Origin of the sequence: Saccharibacillus kuerlensis DSM 22868 (genome assembly GCF_000378145.1) — a bacterium.
Taxonomy (GTDB): domain Bacteria; phylum Bacillota; class Bacilli; order Paenibacillales; family Paenibacillaceae; genus Saccharibacillus; species Saccharibacillus kuerlensis.
The window spans coordinates 74,784-91,770 of sequence record NZ_KB899283.1 but is presented as its reverse complement, the minus strand read 5'-3'; the positions used below and the strand labels follow the sequence as shown (position 1 = coordinate 91,770).

Here is a 16,987-nt window from a genome sequence, read left to right as displayed (position 1 = left end):
GACGAATTTAACAGGAACGAGGAATTACGGCGTATACGCTCTAGAGAGGAACACGGATCTTCATGAACTGGCTTCAACGATATCCCAAAGAAATTCAAGCGCTGCTGCTGGCCAGCTTGATCAACTCGACCGGCAGCGCGCTGATGTGGCCGCTGACGACGATGTACGTCTTCGGCGAACTCGGCCGCAGCATGCAGGACGCAGGACTGGTCATCCTGCTGCAGTCGCTTGGCGGGATCGCCGGGCAGCTGGTCGGCGGCGCGATGTATCACCGGATCGGTGTGAAAAAGCTGCTCGTCGGCTCGCTGATGATCAACGCCTTATCGCTGTTCGCGCTGCCGGTCGTAAGTGGTCATTGGCACATCTATATGCTGACGATGCTGATCGTTGGCTTCAGCAATGCGATGACTCTGCCAGCAATTCAAGGATTCATCGGCTTTCGCTTTGCTTCCCGGCGGGGCGAAATCTTCAATACAATCTATGTAGGCAATAATATTGGTGTAGCGCTGGGTACCGCGCTCAGCGGAGTACTGGCGAGTATTTCTTTTTCGCTCACTTTTATATTGAACGGCGTAACCTGTCTGCTGTTTGCTGTCTATTTCTTTGTCTATTTGAATCGGGTTGACCGGGAAGGCGGCCTGCAGGTGGAAGCGAAGACGTCCAAGCGCAGCCAAGGAGCGATTCCGCTGCTGATGAATACGCGTGTCTATTTGTACATGGGACTGGGAGCGCTCTTTCTCTGGTTGGGCAACTGTATCTGGAACGGCGGCGTATCGCCGACTATTTTGTCGGAAGGACGTCCGCCTTCGGACTACAGTCTGCTGTGGACGATGAATGGGATTCTGATCTTCGCGCTTCAGCCGCTGATTTCGTGGATCAAACGTACTTTTGCTTCGGTTCCGGAGATGCAGATGACGGCAGGAAGCCTGTTCTATCTGGCGGGCTATGCGGTCATTCTGCTGCTGCCGACTTACTGGGCGCTAGTACTTGCCATGTTCCTGGCGACAATCGGGGAAATGCTGTTTCAACCGGCGATGCCGGCTTTTATTTCAGAACGTACACAGGCCAACGCACCCTTTTACCTTGGCGTCTCCGGAGGCATTGGACAGGCAGGTCGGGTAATTGGGCCTTATATTATGGGGGTTCTGTACGATCGCGGCGGACTCCAGCCCGTTGCTTGGCTTGCTGTGGCAGCAGCCGTGCTGTCATGTGGATTTTTCGTGCTGCATCATAAGCTGCAGCATTCCGCGCCTGCTGGAAAGGACGTTATGGGAGAAGCTTGATTTCTGAACGATCGCATATGGAGGAGGAGCGGAGATGGAGCGGATAAGTGAAGGCACGGTTAACATTCGGGAGTCGCAGGTTAAGGATGCCAAGCCGCTGATGCGGATTGACAAACTGGTCTGGAATTCGCGCAATTCGCCGCAGATTCCCGTCTGGCAGTCCCGTACCCATTATCTGCGCAACTGCCCGCCCGAGAATCAGCTTGTTGCCGAATGGGACGGTGTCGTTATCGGCTGCATAGGATGGCGCCCGCCAACGATGATGTTCAACAACGCACACGTTGCGGAGTTGTACATTGTCGTTCATCCGTCCTATCAAGGTCGCGGCGTTGGCCGAAAACTGATGGAATCAGCCAAGCTGTATACGTTGAGAAGAGGGATCAAAAAGCTGCGTCTGCGTGTGCTCTCGACGAATGAAGATGCGGTTCGTTTCTACCTGCGCTGCGGATTTACAATTGAAGGCCGGCTGGAACGGGAGTATCGGATCGACGAGCGCTATGTTGACGACATATTAATGAGCTGTTGGCTGATTTAAAGCAGCGGTCGCTTGATGCTCCATTCCTCGGCTAATAGGCCATAGACGGCATGGTCGACGTAGCCTGTTTCCAATTTTTCGGCTTGGCGCAGTACGCCTTCGAGCAGGAAGCCGAGGCGTTCGGGAAGGGCACGGCTGCGGCGATTGGATGTTGCACACCGGATCTCGATCCGGTTAAGATCCATCTCGATAAACGCATAATCGACGAATGCCCGCACAGCGAGCGACATCAAGCCCCGCCCTTCGAAGGAGCTGCCGAGCCAGTAGCCGATCTGAACCGAACGGCTGCGCCAGTTAATCTCGTGAAAGCCGATTACGCCGGCCAAACGGTCATGTTCCCAGAGAGCGGCCGTGATCGCGTCGTTGTCGGCATACAGCCGGATAGAGCTGGCGATAAACTCTTCGGCGTCAGAGATGCTCCGGATCTGCTCTGTCCAAGGCATCCAAGGCCGCAGCGTATGACGCGAGTCTTCGATCAATTCGAGCAGTTCCCGTGCTTGGCCGCTTCGCAGCGGTTTTAGAACGACGGATTCTTTTAACGGCAAACTGAACATACCTTCAGCTCTCCTCTTCGGCGGATTTGTTCTTTCATGCTACTTCATCGCAGCTGACTCGTCAAAAGGACCGGACTGCGTCAAAACGGGAAAAGGATGGCATTTTATTGAATGGTTATGCCGATTTGCGTTATATTTAAGTGCAGAAGTCTTCAAGGCGAACGACGCTTCAGAAAAAGTTACAGAAATCTGGGAATAACGAAAGGTTGATATACGTGGAGAATGAGAACGCCCTAACCCCACCGAACTTTATCAAAAGTATCATAGAAGAAGATCTGCGGAGCGGCAAAGTGAAAGAGGTCGTCACCCGCTTTCCTCCAGAGCCGAACGGCTATATGCATATAGGACACGTTCGAGCGATTTTTATCGATTTTGCACTGGCCGATGAATTCGGCGGACGCACCAACCTGCGCTTCGACGACACCAACCCAGCCAAGGAAGATGTGGAGTACGTTAACTCGATCAAGGAAGATATCAAGTGGCTGGGCTTTCAATGGGATAACCAGTACTATGCCTCCGATTATTTTGACGAGATGTATAATCGCGCTGTGCTGCTGATCAACAAAGGACTTGCCTATGTAGACGATCAGTCGGCCGACGAGATTCGCGAGAATCGCGGTACGCTGACGGAGCCGGGCAAGAACAGTCCGTATCGCGATCGCTCTGTCGAAGAGAACCTGGATCTGTTCACACGGATGAAGAACGGCGAATTCAAAAATGGTGAGCGCGTACTTCGTGCCAAGATCGACATGGCGTCGCCGAACATCAACTTGCGCGACCCGGTCATTTACCGGATCTCGCATACGACGCACCACAACACGGGCGACAAATGGTGCATTTATCCGATGTACACGTTTGCCCACCCGCTCGAAGACGCCATCGAAGGCGTGACACACTCCCTCTGCTCGCTCGAGTTTGAAGATCAGCGTCCGTTCTACGACTGGGTTGTCCGCGAATGCGAGATGGAAGCTCAGCCTCGTCAGTATGAGTTTGGCCGCCTGAATGTCAGCACAATGGTCACGAGCAAGCGCAAACTGCGCAAGCTGGTCGAGGAAAATCTGGTCGACGGTTGGGACGATCCGCGTATGCCGACAGTCTCCGGAATGCGCCGCCGAGGCTATACGCCGGAAGCGATCAAGTCGTTTATTTATGAGACGGGCATTTCGAGAAGCCAGGGTCTGATCGATATTCAAACACTGGAGCATTTCGTCCGCGAAGACCTGAAGCTCAAGGCTCCGCGTACAATGGCGGTTCTGCGTCCTCTGAAGGTCGTGATTACAAACTATCCGGAAGGCGAAAGCGAGCTGCTGCCGGCCGAGAACAATACCGAGAACGAAGAAATGGGCATCCGCCAAATTCCGTTCTCGCGCGAGATCTATATCGAGCAGGACGACTTTATGGAAGAGCCGCCAAGCAAATACTTCCGTCTGTTCCCGGGCAACGAAGTCCGTCTGAAGCACGCCTACTTTATCAAGTGCCATGACTTTATTAAGGATGAAAACGGCGAAGTTGTAGAGATCCACTGTACGTACGATCCAGCGACAAAGAGCGGCAGCGACTTCAATGCACGCAAAGTCAAAGGCACGATTCACTGGGTAGACGCTTCGTCGGCCGTTCCGGCCGAATTCCGTCTGTACGAGCCGCTGCTTGGTGAAGACGAAGAGTCCGAAGAATTGGCGGCAGACGAAACGAACGATGTCTCTGCCGATGAGGTGGACGACTTCCTCAAGAAGGTCAACAAGGATTCGATGGAAGTTGTACAAGGATTCGTTGAACCGCAGCTCAAAGACGCGCAGCCGCAGGATAAGTTCCAGTTCTTCCGTCACGGCTACTTCAACGTCGATCCTAAGCTGTCTGAGCCGGGTAAACCGGTATTCGGCCGCATCGTCTCGATGAAGAGCTCGTTCAAGCTTCCGAAAAAGTAAGACGTATCCTGTTAGAAATACCCGATTGATAATCGTAAAAAAGACCTTTTTCCCATGGGAAGAAGGTCTTTTTGCATTCGAGGTCTTCGCAAACCAGCAGCAAGTTCCCGACATGCGGATCGAGATCGTCAGCCGAGAGCCATCGGATCCAACAGGACTTAAGTGTCGGACGAAATAAAAAAAATTGTTGATATTTGCTTCCTTGGACAGCTTTTAGAGAAGCAAGTTTATAAGGTGTTGTTCGCCCACGGTTGACGTTTTTTAAAAACTTAGGGAGCATAAAATTGCGGCGTAAAAAGACATTTTAGGAAGAAAGGAAGAAGGCTTTTTGTCGTGTTTAGAACAAAAATAACGGGTTAAAGTAAAGCAGAGGCGATTCTAAAGCTGACATCAAACGAAGCTGAATCGTCTCGAAAAGTGAGCTTTCGGTCATCAATCCGGTGAGGACGAATGCTTTTTCTACACTGTAGTTAAATGGGTTTATATTCCTTAAAAGTATGTGTTTAACTCTATGTAGAAAGGGTAAATGAAAACCGAGGCTTACCAGATTTCTAAAAATTTAAAGGAGTGATTGAACATGGCACAGAACGACAACAACGGCAAGATGTCCCGAGAAGAAGCTGGGCGCATGGGTGGCGAAGCTACCGCAAATAATCACGACAGAGAATTTTATCAGGAAATCGGCAGTCAGGGCGGAGAAGCAACGAAAAACTCGCAGGATTCCGACTTCTACCAGGAAATCGGTCAAAAGGGCGGCCAAGCGACTCTGGATTCCCACGGTAAAGAGTTCTATCAGGAAATCGGCAGCGAGAGCGGCCAAGCACGAGGCAGTTCCGATGACAGTGATAGCGGCGACGGTAAAATGAGCCGCGAAGAAGCCGGACGCAAAGGCGGCCAGGCTCGTTCCAAAAGTGACTAACGACACCAAATAACAAGCGATTTCCAACTTCATTTCAATCAGCAGTTTGGGAAGCGGCAGAAAGAAGCTGACTGACCAGCAGCTGCAGCAAGGCCCCCGAATCTCCGAATTCCACGGAGAACGGGGGCCTTCTCGATGGAGTACGAACAAAACTTTCGTTTCACTCCAAGATGGATACAGTGCATAAAATAGGTAAAGTACATAAGATAGATAAAGTACACAGGGGTATAAGTACAGTTTCTTCTATAAGGAGGAGTATCGGCTATCGCTTGCCTGCAGCCGCCAGCGGCGCAAGATGGCCGCCCCGGTACAGCGTGTAGCCCATCGCGGCAAACCCTACCGCTCCGATGATCGACAGCACCGTGCCGCTCTGATACATCATCGGAGCACCGAAGTTGTCGAACACCCAGCCGCCGAAGATGCCGGCAATAATGCCCGATACTCCGCTCCAAGAGAGTGTGAACAGCGCTTGTCCCGTTCCGCGAAATGCATCCGGCACGAACATACTGGTCATAAGGGTGCCGACATAGAAATAGCCGGCGTACGTAACGCTGTGCAGCATTTGAATGTAGATAATGTTTACCGGATCGGTCACGGTAGACATCAGATACCAACGCAGGGCGAACAGGATGCTTACGGTAGTCAGACAGACCATCATAAATCCGAGTCTGCGGCGGAAGAAGCGGTCAAAGATCATGAAGACAGCCACTTCAAGCACGGAAGCCGAGAAAATGGCCCAACCGACAAGCTCGCGGGAGCCGCCCAGATCGGTAATGTACAGCGTCATGAACGTCCCGTTCATGGCATTCGGAATAGAAACCAGTACGCCGAGCAGCAGGAACGCGGCGAATGACGGGTTGGCGAGCACCGCGCGGAATCCTCCCGGCGGTGCGACGGTTGTTGTATCAGCTGCCCGGCGCAGCGAAGGCAGAACAACCGCAAAAATCAGCGTCACGCCCATCAAGCCGGTGAACAGCCAAGGTACACCGGGCGTAGTGCCGGTCCGATCGATAACGTAACCCGCCGCGGCCGCAGTCAGCGCCCAGCCGATCGAACCCCAGAGGCGGAAAGCACCGAATTTGCGTCCGGTTCCGTCAATATAACCGAGAATCATCGTATTGCTCTGAGCGAACATGGGACTTTGAAAAAAGAAGAAGAGAACCATGGTCAGGTAGATCATCGTATACGACTGCGCATGAAAAACAAACTGCGCCAGCACCAGTGTGCCAGCCAGCATGAGAATCAGCATGCGCCGCGTATTTTCCATCCGATCGACCAGATAGCCCCAGAACGGATTGGCAATCAACGATACAAAAGGACCGATTGCCATCAACGTTCCGATCTCAAGCTTGTTCATGCCCGCATCCTGCAGATACAGCGGAAAGAAGCTGGCAAAAATTGCGATTGCACCATACAGAAAGAAATTGAAAGCTTTGAGTGGAAGAAAAGGAGAGCGGGAGGATATTGATTCGTGAGGTTGATTCGGTTGTTCGTCTGACATATCGGGTACACCCCTTGAAGGATCGATTAAGAAAGGATGAATAAGAAAAGATGAATAAGTAAGAATGAAGTAAGGGTTTTCATTTTATAATGAAGATTCAGAGAAAAACAAGCCGGAAGGCAGGGTCCTTAATCGACAATATAGTCCTTCTACAGACAGATTACAACAAAATAATGCACAGCGTTAACGGAAAAAAGAATCAAAGATTGAATCAGAAGCCGATTTCCTTCTCCCGTGTGGAGCAGCCGGAAGCGGCTTTTTATGTTTCGTTTGCCTGCCTGCCGTCCAAATGAGGCATAACCGGGAAGCGAAGGAGGAAGCCGTATATGGGACTATACATCGGACTCGATATCGGAACGACAAGCACCAAAGCTTTTTTGTACGACGAAAAAGGAAGCATTCGCGGAGGATCGCAGGCGGCTTATCCGCTGCTCGTACCTGAGGCGGGCCGTGCGGAGCAGCGGCCGGAAGCGCTGCTCGACGCCGTATGCGACGCCATTGCCGGAGCCATGCACGATGCCGGTGCAGCAAAGGGCGAAATTTCGGCGGTCGGGATCAGCGCGGCCATGCACAGTCTGATGGCTGTAGACGGAAAAGGGAATCCGCTGACTCCCCTTATCACTTGGGCCGATAACCGGAGTATTCGTCAGGCAAACGAACTGCGCAGAGGAGCTGAAGGTGAACGCCTCTACCGGGCAACCGGGACGCCTATTCATCCGATGTCTCCGCTGACCAAGCTGCTGTGGCTGCGCAGCCGCGAACCGAAGCTGTTCGAGCAGGCAGCCAAATTCATTTCTTTCAAAGAATATTTGCTGCACAAGCTGTTCGGCCGCTATGCGCTCGATGTGTCGATTGCCTCGGCGACAGGCATGCTCGATCTGAACACGCTGACTTGGAACCAATCGACGCTGCAGCTGACCAGCCTTGCTCCCGAACGTCTGGGTGAGATCGTACCGATTACGGAGCGTTTTGAAGGTATGGATCGGATGTTGGCCGAACGAATGGGTTTGCATCCGGACACGCCGTGGATTGCGGGAGCGAGTGACGGAGCGTTGGCAAATGTAGGCGTCGGCGCTCTGGAGCGCGGAGAAACGGCAGTTACGATCGGAACCAGCGGCGCAGTCCGCTCGTTTGCGAAACATCCGGTTACGGATGTTGAAGGACGGACATTCTGCTATGCGTTTGAACCGGAGCGCTGGCTGATCGGAGGGCCGACCAACAACGGCGGCATTGCGCTGCGATGGTATCTGGAGCAGTTCGTCATCGATAAGGAGGAGGGAGAGACGGGAGACTTGAAAGAGAAAGAGGCGCTGGACCGCATCGTTCAGTTGGCTGATTCTGTGCCGCCGGGATCGGAAGGTCTGCTGTTCCTGCCGTACCTCAGCGGCGAGCGGGCACCTTATTGGAACGCGGATGCACGCGGTACTTACTTCGGGGCGACGCTGCATCACGGCCGGGCGCATTTTGGCCGGGCTACGATGGAAGGCGTACTGTTTGCCGTGAGAACGGTAGCCGACGCTTTGGAGACACTCGGCGGCGAGAGCCAAACCTTATGGGCTTCGGGCGGCTTTGCCAAAAGTGAAATCTGGACGCAGATGCTGGCGGATTTGTCGGGGACCCGAGTTGTCGTGCCCGATACGTATGAGGCGTCGGCGTTTGGAGCGGCTGCAGTCGCAATGAAAGCGGACGGGGCTATCAGCGACTATCAAGATTTGAAAGCCGGTATCGAAATTTTGCGTACGCATGAACCGGACCTGCAGCGCTTTTACACCTATGAGCATTATTATTCGCTGTTCAAGCGGGTATACAAGCAGTTGGAGCCGGTATTCCCGGAAATTGCGAAGCTGCAGCGGGGGACGGGTGTGAAGCATGAAGACGAGAGCGGGGATGATGTTTTATTTCCTTCTCCTGAAGAATCTAACGAATCGTAATCACGCTATTCGCGCTTTAAATGGCTTATACGGATTCTAACGAATCGTGATCACGCTATTTAAGTCAAATTAGCCTTAAATCAAGCTGATCGTGGCATATAAAGATATGAGGATTCGTTAGATTTTCAAAAAGCCCGAAAACCGGCAAATAGCGATATAAGGATTCGTTAAAACGTCGAGTAAGCCTTCAAACCTTCAAGCCTTCAAGAATCCAAGGCTCCAAGGCTCCAAGGCTCCAAGGCTCCAAGGCTCCAAGGCTCCAAGGCTCCAAGACTCAGGAATCCGAAAATCCAAGACTCCAAGATTCCAAGATTCCAAGACTGCAAAATTCCAAGAATCTAAAATTTAAGGGATTCAGGGCTTTAATATTTAATATGCTCTAATGCGTTCTAAGCCTTTTCAAGTTCCCTAAATAAGCAGAACTTTCTCAACGAAAAAAGCCGTCCCCAGAAAGGGAACGGCTTTTTTAATACGAAGATTAATCGGCAAAGCTGCCAATGTCTCGAAACGAACCTCAGTCCAGCGGAGTTTCCAATTTCTCCAGCTCCGCGTGTCTGGCACGCGATTTGGAACTGATCTTCATCAGGAACTCGTATACGACCGGTACAATGACAAGCGTGAGCAGCGTAGAGCTGATCAGACCACCGATAACGGTAATGCCGAGGCCTTTCGAGATAATGCCTGCGCCGCCTTCCCAGCCTGCAACGAGCGGGATCAAGGCGCCGATTGTCGCCAGCGCGGTCATCAAAATCGGACGCAGACGGGTTGAACCGGCTTCAAGCAGCGCTTCACGGGTCGACAGTCCTTCACGTTCTTTGTGAATAACGCGGTCGATCAGAACGATGGCGTTGGTGACAACGATACCGATCAGCATCAGGACACCCATAAGAGCCGAGACGCTGAGCGATTCTCCGCCGATCAACAGACCGATCAGCGCGCCGATTGCGATGAACGGCAGCGAGAAGAGGATTGCGAATGGCGCCAGACCGCCGCCGAATGTGACGACAAGGATGAAGTATACGATAGCGATAGCCGCCAGCATGGCAAGACCGAGCTGGGAGAACGTATCGTTGATTTGTTCGGTAACACCGCCAAATTCAACGGTAATACCATCCGGCAGATCCATGTCGTTGATTTTGTTTTCCAGTGCAGTCGAGGCTCCGCCTACGTCGGAAGAGACAATGTTGGCGGACAATTGAGCGACCGTCTTGCCGTCGGAACGTGTAATTGTCTCCGGTGAGATGCCTTCTTCGACTTGAACCACATCGCCGACTGTTACGCTGACGCCGAGCGGCGTAACGAGCTCGGTATCTTCAATATCCGACAGGGTAGAGTAAGTCTTGTTCTCTGTTTCGATATAGACGTTATAGTTCTGTCCATCAAGATCGACCTGTGTCAGTACCGGGCGTTGGGTCACGGGAGCAAGTGCCATGGCGACTTGTCCTGCGGTCAGACCGTAGGAGCTGAGCTCCTGCTGATCGGCCACCAGCGTGTATTGGTTATACCCTTCCTCAAGGTTGCTCGTGGCCTCTTCGAAGTTGGGGTCTTCCTGGATCAGCTTCAGCATTTCGTCGGCGACCGGCTTAAGATCATCCGTGCTGTCGCCATAGACATTCACACTCAGCTGACTGCCGCCAAGGCCTCCGCCGAAGTCCATTTGACTCCATTCACCTTCCGGTACACGCTCTTGAAGTCCTGCGATAAGCTCCTCTTTGACGGTATCGAAGTTCGGCGTGTCACTGTCGAATTCGGTATAGAACAGGGCGGAGTTGGCGGAGCCGAAGCCCATTGGATTCGATCCGCCGATCGAATACTGCATGCTGGTCAAGTTCGGCTGATCGCGGACGAATTGTTCCGCTTCAAGCATGCGCTCCTGCGCCTGCTCATCTGTAGCGCCGGCTTCCGGCGAATAAGTGAAGGTAAAGGTCTTGTCTTCCTGCTCGGGCAGGAAGCTGGTGCCCACATAAGGGATTGTGAACAAGCTGCCGACGAGAAGGATAACAGCGATCGAGAATGTGATCAGCTTATGCGACAGCGACCAGTTCAAGATGCGCTTGTAACCTTCCGACAGACGGCTTGGCTTGTCGTGTGTATGCTTCTTCTTGAGTCCGCCGCGGAACATACTGTGCGCCATCATCGGCACAAGCGTAATCGCGATGAGCAGCGATGCCAGCAGCGCGAATACCATAGTCAGCGCAAATGGCATGAACAGTTCGCCGACCATGCCGCTGACAAAAGCAAGCGGTACGAATACGGCGAGTGTAACGATTGTCGAAGACATAATCGGCAGGAACATCTCGCGCGTGGCTGCGCTGATCAGCTGTCGGCCGCGCAGCTTTTCGGTACTGAGCGACATACGCCGGTAGATGTTCTCGATGACGACAATCGAGTCGTCGACAACCCGTCCGATTGCGACAGTCATGGCACCGAGCGTCATCATATTGAGGGTGACATTCAACTGCTTGAGCAGCAGTACGGCAATCAGCAGCGACAGCGGAATCGACAGAATCGAGATGATTGTCGAGCGGAAGTCGCGCAGGAACAGCAGGATGATCAGGACGGCGAAGAGTGCGCCGAACATTGCTTTTTCCAGCATCGTTCGTACGGAATCTTCGATCGGTTTGCCCTGATCGAGCATAACGGTCAGATTCAGACCGGAATACTGGCTCTCCAGATCGGCAATTCGGTTCTTGACCGCATTTACGACATCGACCGTATTGGCATCGTTAGTCTTGACGATCTGGATGCCGATTGATTCTTGTCCGTTGGTTCGGGATACGGACTCCGAACTGCCGACGACTTCGAGCTGCGCAATCTCGCTCAGCTTGACGGTCGGCAGACCTGCGGCGGCTGCCGCTGCAGCACCTGCGGCATTACCTTCCGCACCTTGTGCGGCTGCCGCCTGGCTGCCCTGTTCGGCAGCTTCTGCCGCAGCGCCTTCTTGGGCAGCTTGCGTTCCGGCCGTTCCTTCTCCGGCCGCGGCTTCGCCATCGGCTCCAGCGGCCGGCGCCTGTGCATCCTGACCGGCGCCAGGCATTTGACCCTGACCCGGCACGCCGGAAGCGTCCGCACCGGCACCGGACTCTCCGCCCGCCTGCGGCTGAGCCGAAGCCGGTGTTACCGGGATTTCAAGATTTCGCAGATCTTCCAACGTCGTAATGCCTCCGTCTACAACGACTGCAGATTGCGAATCGTCGAGCGTGAACAGTCCGAGCGGCGCACGAACCGAAGAAGCACTCACGATATTCTGCACCGTTTCCTGAGTTAGGCCGTATTCGACCATTGCCTCCGGATCGAACGTCATCTGGACTTCACGAACGTACTGTCCGGAGAGCTGGACGGAAGCAATACCGTCAATTTTCTCGAGTTCCGGCAGGACTTGATTCTGAGCAATTCGGGACAGCTCTTCGAGGTCGATTCCGCCTTCCTCGGCAGAGGCACTCAGCGAGACGACCGGGAATGAGTTCAGGCTGAAGCGTGTAATTTGAGGCCGTTCTACGCCGTCGGGCAGCGTAATCCGGTTCAATCCTTCACGGATCTGCGCAGTTGCTTCATCCAAGTTGGCTCCGTATGTAAATTCAACGGATACCGAAGCGGCGTTTTCCATCGAGGACGATGTGACGTTCTGAACGCCGTTGACATTGCGAAGCATCTGTTCGAGCGGGATCGTGACTTCGTTCATAACCGTTTCCGGAGCGGCGCCCGGATTTACGGCAGTGATATTCAGGAACGGGACATTAATATCGGGAATTGTTTCCTGCTTCATGGTCAGACCGGCATAAACACCGGCTGCACTGATAACAATCGTCAGAAACCAGATTGCAAGTTTGTTCCGCAGGGAAAAGCCGATAATACTTTTCATAAAAAGATTCTCCACTCCTCTTAATGGACTGCGCCCTTGGGGGCGTCTCTGTCAGCTGCTGCAATGTGTTTCATCAGTTATTGCAGCCTGTAATCAACTTGCTTTCCAACTTGTTCTCAATTTGCTTCCAACTTGCTTCAATGTCCGGACAATTCGTCCAGACGGTATAAGACGAGCGGCGACAGCTGTTCAAGCGCGCCGTGCAGAACGTGAACTTCCTTGAGATTGGCAAGCATACCTTTGACGACGGCGCGGCGCGGCGTCTGCGCTGCCAATTCCTCTTCCAGCACATCTAATGCCTCGAGCGTTTCGTCGCGTTCGGCGCGAAGCATCGGACTCCAGGCAATCGTGTCCTTCATCTGACGAATCAGAATGAACGGTCGCTTCGCAGCTCCAGCTGCTTCCGGGGCTTCCTTAATCCAGTCTGCCCATAACCTCTGCGGTACAAGTGGTTCGGGCTGCTGCTGCTGCAGACGCTCTGCTGCGGAATCCAGGACCAGCTCCAGATGCCCAATGGCTTGAGCAATCGGAATTTCCGGCATACCCCAATCATCCACCAATTGAAGATAGGAGAAGATCAGCCCGCCGATCGTGATGGAGAGGTCGCCAGAGTACTTATCGATCTCGGGACCGTAGATCCCCAGCAGGCTTCGACGGATCTGTACGAAAGCGGCTGCCATAACCGGATGCCGGGCAGCAGGTCCGCACTTTCCACCGTTTGGACTTTGACGAAGATCTTCGCCGATCCCGGTAAATTCTTGTTCTCGAATCTGCATCAGCATAAACGACTTGAATTCGATCAGCGAGTGCAGCAGTAGTTCGACCTGTGCGAGAAAAGTATCTCGGGGACTGCGACCTTCCGCCGCCGCCGATTCCAGCTTTTCCTGCAAGGTGCCAAGTGCATATTCGTGGATAGAGCGGATCAGTTCTTCCTTGGAACGAAAATGTTGATACAGCGTCCCTTTGGAAAAACCGCAGCGTTCTGCAATATCCTGCATGGACGTTGCTTTGATTCCGCGCTCCGAAAATAGAGCAAGAGCTACCGCGAAAATGGTTTGTTTACGTTCTACAGATTTGTCGATCACACAACATGCGCCTCCCTTTTGACTTATCGGTTCTGTTATCGACTAATGGGTCAAAAACAGTATAAGCGAAACAAGCGCTGTTCTCAACTTTGCCTAAATTTCAGTATGGGAAGTGAACTTTTTGGTTGAGTTTGAATAAAAAAGGTACTCAAAATAAAAAGGCAGACACAATACGGATTAAATCCGAGTATGTCTGCCTAAATATTCAAATCACGAAATCAACTTCAAACCGACAGCTGCCGACAGAATCATGGCAATAAACAAAATCCGCCGTGCTTCCTTCGGTTCGCCGTATAGAAGCATACCAACAAGTGTACCGCCTACGGTGCCGATCCCTGTCCATATTGCGTAGGCAGTGCCCATCGCAATATGCTGCATGGCATAGGTTAATAGGGAAAAGCTGCCCGTGAATGCGGCGATCAGCAGCACATAAGCGCTCCATCCCCGACGCAGAGCGACCTGTTTCAGTCCGATCACGCCAAACACTTCGAAACAGCCGGCCAAAACCAAAGCGATCCATGCCATTCTAGATCCCTCCTTTTCCGTCGAGTCCGGCAGGAGTTGAAGCTGAATTTTGTTCAGACGGCGCATCGGTAATTAGCTTCAATCCGACGACGCCGGAGAGCAGCAGCAGAATCAGCAGCGTTTTGATCAAGCTGAACGGTTCACCGAACAGCACCGTTTCGGCAATGACGGTTCCTGCTGTACCGAGGCCGGTGAAGACTGCGTAGACGCTGCCGATCGGCAGTATTTTTGCAGCATTGATCATCAGCCAGAAACTGAGTGCGATTCCGGCCAACGTCAGCAGCCATTCCCATATATTCGAAGAATGTTTTAATCCGGATACCCAGGCCACTTCGAATACTCCTCCAATCAGTACATAAATCCATCCGCGATTGGCACGGCTCATTCCAGTCACTCTCCTTATCAATTTCAGGGTCTTAATACGCCTCGGCAGTATACGGGCCAAACGGCTTTAAGCCGTTTGGCTGCGGTGTCACGGCTGCCATAGATGGCTTCAGCGAGCACGCCGTCGAGCACCGTTACATAAGCCAGAGCTGCTTCGTGAGCACCGCCAGGATGCAGACGCACAGCGTTTTCCTTCCGCTGCAGCAGGCGAGTGAGGCTTCGTTCGGCCTGTTCGAAAAAAGGATTGACGAGCCCCATCACCTCATCATGCAGTGAACGAGGAGGGAAATAAGACATCCGCAGCAGGAATCGGGTTTCCGCATCCGATTCATATTCGTCCATCAGATGTTCCGCAAGATCGTACAGGTTATCTTCAAAAGGGCGGTTCGCGCCATGAAGTACTTGACGGAACAACACCTGCTGTTTCCGGCGAAGGGTACGTTTGAACACGGACAGAAACAAATCTTCTTTGCTGCGAAAATGAGCATAGATCGAAGGTTTGCGAATGCCGACGGAGTCGGCGATTCGTCCCAAAGAAGCTCCTTCAAAACCTTCACTGGCGAACAAAGCCAGCGCGGCATCTTCAATAGCGGGCTTACGGGTCATGAAAGCTCCCCCTTTTTATCAATCAAAAACAAACTAACGGTCGTTAGGTTAAAAGTTAACATGAGAGTTTGGCTCTGTCAACCGAGAGAATATGTATCAAGAACACGAAAAGGGATTCGTCGCAGCGGGGGATGCATGGATGAATGAAACCGATATCAGAGCGAACCGTAAGGGTTATAACAAGAAGTTTTTGATCGGATTTGAGCCGTATTCAAATCGGAAATTGGCAGGTTCCGATGCGAAGCAAAGCTTGTGCTCTAGAATACGGACAGGCCGAAAAAGGTGTTGTAAGAGGGGGATTTCAAATGAGACGTGGGCTGATTGTATTTTTGCTCGCTGTACTGCTGTTCGTCTTTTATTATTTTGGTGTCGACCTGTTCGGAGCAACGGCTGCCGCCGTGATCAGTATTTTTTCCACACTGACTGTCATCTCGATTGGATTCGTGATCTTTATGGATAACCGCAATCCGTCGAGTACGCTGTCCTGGATTCTGGTGCTGGGTCTGCTTCCGGTAGTGGGACTCATTTTCTATTTTTTGTTCGGACAGAACTATTTTCGCCGACGCAAATATGACAAGAAAGCTGAATGGGACCGTCGGACGTACGAATGGAGCGAGAAAGATACGCTGGCCGGCGTCGAAAACACAGCACATTTTAGCGAAGAACAGCAGAAGGTTCTACGTTTGTCGCGCCGTTTATCCTTGACACCGGTATCCTATTCAAGTCCAACCGCTGTGTTAACGAATGGAGGCAGTACTTTTTCCGCACTGCTTGATGCCCTGCGCGGAGCACGCCACCATATTCATATGGAATATTACATTTACCGGGCGGATGAGATCGGTACGCAGATTCAGAAAGTGTTGATTGAGAAAGCCCGAGCGGGGGTTGAAGTCCGGTTTATGGTCGATGCGGTCGGCAGTATTCAGCTTCCGCGCAGATTTTTGCAGGAAATGCGCGACGCCGGAGTGCGTGTTGCCGTGTTCGGCGCCACCAAATTTCTGCTTGTGACCAGCCGGGTCAATTACCGCAATCATCGAAAAATTGTTGTCGTTGACAAAAACATCGGTTTTATTGGTGGGCTGAACGTAGGAGACGAGTATCTGAGCCGCAGCAAAACGTACGGATTCTGGCGGGATACACATATGAAAATCGAAGGCGACGCCGTCAGTACGCTGCAGCGCATTTTTCTGAGAGATTGGCGGCATATGACTGGCGAGCAGCCGACGGGTCCAGGATATTTCCAGTCGAAAAGCAAAATGGAACCGGAGCTCGGTGCCGTACAGATCATCGCCAGCGGACCCGATAACGACCGCCGCACACTGAAGCACATCTTTTTCACCATGATCACAACGGCCAAGCGTTCGGTCTGGATCGCCACTCCGTATTTTATTCCCGACGAGGACATTTTGACGGCACTGCGTACCGCTGCCCTGTCGGGATTGGATGTCAGGCTGCTGTTTCCCGCCAAGCCCGACAAACGTCTTCCTTTTTGGGCTTCCCATTCGTATTTTCCGATTTTGCTGGATGCCGGCGTCAAGATTTATGAATATGAAAAAGGGTTTCTTCATTCCAAGCTGCTGATTGTAGACGGAGAGACAGCAAGTATCGGAACGGCCAATATGGACATGCGCAGCTTTCACCTCAATTTCGAAGTTAATGCACTGTTGATGAACAATGCCAGCGTCACACGAATTGCGGCAGATTTTGAACGCGATTTGCTGAATACGACGATGATCGATCCGGCAAAATTCGGCAGTAAACGGATCGCTTTGCGGTTTATGGAATCGGCGGCCCGTCTCCTGTCTCCACTGCTATAATAGAGGCTGGGCAGTCGGACGGATCTCTACTCTAGGTCTCAGTTTCTTCTGCAAATAGAC

At 52.4% G+C, this 16,987-nt stretch carries 13 protein-coding genes; 6 read left to right on the top strand and 7 right to left on the bottom strand.

Annotation, left to right across the window (positions count from 1 at the left end):
- The first annotated feature begins 62 nt into the window (after positions 1-62).
- Positions 63-1,283, top strand: coding sequence for an MFS transporter (locus tag F456_RS0109720; RefSeq protein ID WP_018976831.1), 1,221 nt, complete (start codon positions 63-65; stop codon positions 1,281-1,283).
- Between the two features lie 34 nt (positions 1,284-1,317).
- Complete coding sequence (locus tag F456_RS0109715) at positions 1,318-1,818, top strand: GNAT family N-acetyltransferase (RefSeq protein WP_018976830.1); 501 nt, start codon at positions 1,318-1,320, stop codon at positions 1,816-1,818.
- Here the strand turns inward: F456_RS0109715 and F456_RS0109710 are convergent.
- The gene (locus F456_RS0109710) at positions 1,815-2,372 is read right to left on the bottom strand and encodes a GNAT family N-acetyltransferase (protein ID WP_018976829.1); all 558 of its coding nucleotides are present in this window, start codon (positions 2,370-2,372) and stop codon (positions 1,815-1,817) included. The two genes, F456_RS0109715 and F456_RS0109710, sit on opposite strands and share 4 nt — an antisense overlap.
- A gap of 206 nt (positions 2,373-2,578) precedes the next feature.
- Between F456_RS0109710 and F456_RS0109705 the strand changes: the two genes are divergently transcribed.
- Both F456_RS0109705 and F456_RS0109700 read left to right on the top strand, forming a co-directional pair.
- On the top strand, positions 2,579-4,297 hold the full coding sequence (locus F456_RS0109705; RefSeq protein WP_026293779.1) for a glutamine--tRNA ligase/YqeY domain fusion protein: 1,719 nt from the start codon (positions 2,579-2,581) through the stop codon (positions 4,295-4,297).
- Between the two features lie 577 nt (positions 4,298-4,874).
- Positions 4,875-5,216 (top strand): KGG domain-containing protein, encoded by a 342-nt coding sequence (locus F456_RS0109700; protein WP_018976827.1) that lies wholly within the window; start codon positions 4,875-4,877, stop codon positions 5,214-5,216.
- 262 nt (positions 5,217-5,478) lie between these two features.
- On the opposite strand, the gene F456_RS0109690 is transcribed toward F456_RS0109700, so the two are convergent.
- Positions 5,479-6,717, bottom strand: coding sequence for an MFS transporter (locus F456_RS0109690; RefSeq protein WP_018976826.1), 1,239 nt, complete (start codon positions 6,715-6,717; stop codon positions 5,479-5,481).
- A gap of 326 nt (positions 6,718-7,043) precedes the next feature.
- On the opposite strand from F456_RS0109690, the gene F456_RS0109680 reads away from it, so the two are divergent.
- Complete coding sequence (locus tag F456_RS0109680; protein ID WP_018976824.1) at positions 7,044-8,648, top strand: gluconokinase; 1,605 nt, start codon at positions 7,044-7,046, stop codon at positions 8,646-8,648.
- Between the two features lie 514 nt (positions 8,649-9,162).
- On the opposite strand, the gene F456_RS0109675 is transcribed toward F456_RS0109680, so the two are convergent.
- The 5 genes from F456_RS0109675 to F456_RS0109655 form a co-directional block, all read right to left on the bottom strand.
- A complete protein-coding gene (locus F456_RS0109675) occupies positions 9,163-12,510 on the bottom strand; it encodes an efflux RND transporter permease subunit (protein WP_018976823.1) in 3,348 nt (1,115 codons plus the stop codon).
- 137 nt (positions 12,511-12,647) lie between these two features.
- Entirely contained in the window at positions 12,648-13,595 is a 948-nt protein-coding gene (locus tag F456_RS0109670; protein WP_018976822.1) for a TetR/AcrR family transcriptional regulator, read from the bottom strand.
- Between the two features lie 210 nt (positions 13,596-13,805).
- Positions 13,806-14,120 carry a DMT family transporter gene (locus F456_RS0109665; protein WP_018976821.1) on the bottom strand — a complete coding sequence of 105 codons (315 nt, stop codon included), beginning with the start codon at positions 14,118-14,120 and terminating at the stop codon, positions 13,806-13,808.
- A gap of 1 nt (position 14,121) precedes the next feature.
- The gene (locus F456_RS0109660) at positions 14,122-14,505 is read right to left on the bottom strand and encodes a DMT family transporter (protein ID WP_018976820.1); all 384 of its coding nucleotides are present in this window, start codon (positions 14,503-14,505) and stop codon (positions 14,122-14,124) included.
- Between the two features lie 23 nt (positions 14,506-14,528).
- Complete coding sequence (locus F456_RS0109655; protein WP_018976819.1) at positions 14,529-15,110, bottom strand: TetR/AcrR family transcriptional regulator; 582 nt, start codon at positions 15,108-15,110, stop codon at positions 14,529-14,531.
- Positions 15,111-15,415: 305 nt separating this feature from the next.
- On the opposite strand from F456_RS0109655, the gene cls reads away from it, so the two are divergent.
- Entirely contained in the window at positions 15,416-16,927 is a 1,512-nt protein-coding gene (cls, locus tag F456_RS0109650; RefSeq protein ID WP_018976818.1) for a cardiolipin synthase, read from the top strand.
- The last annotated feature ends 60 nt before the right edge of the window (positions 16,928-16,987 follow it).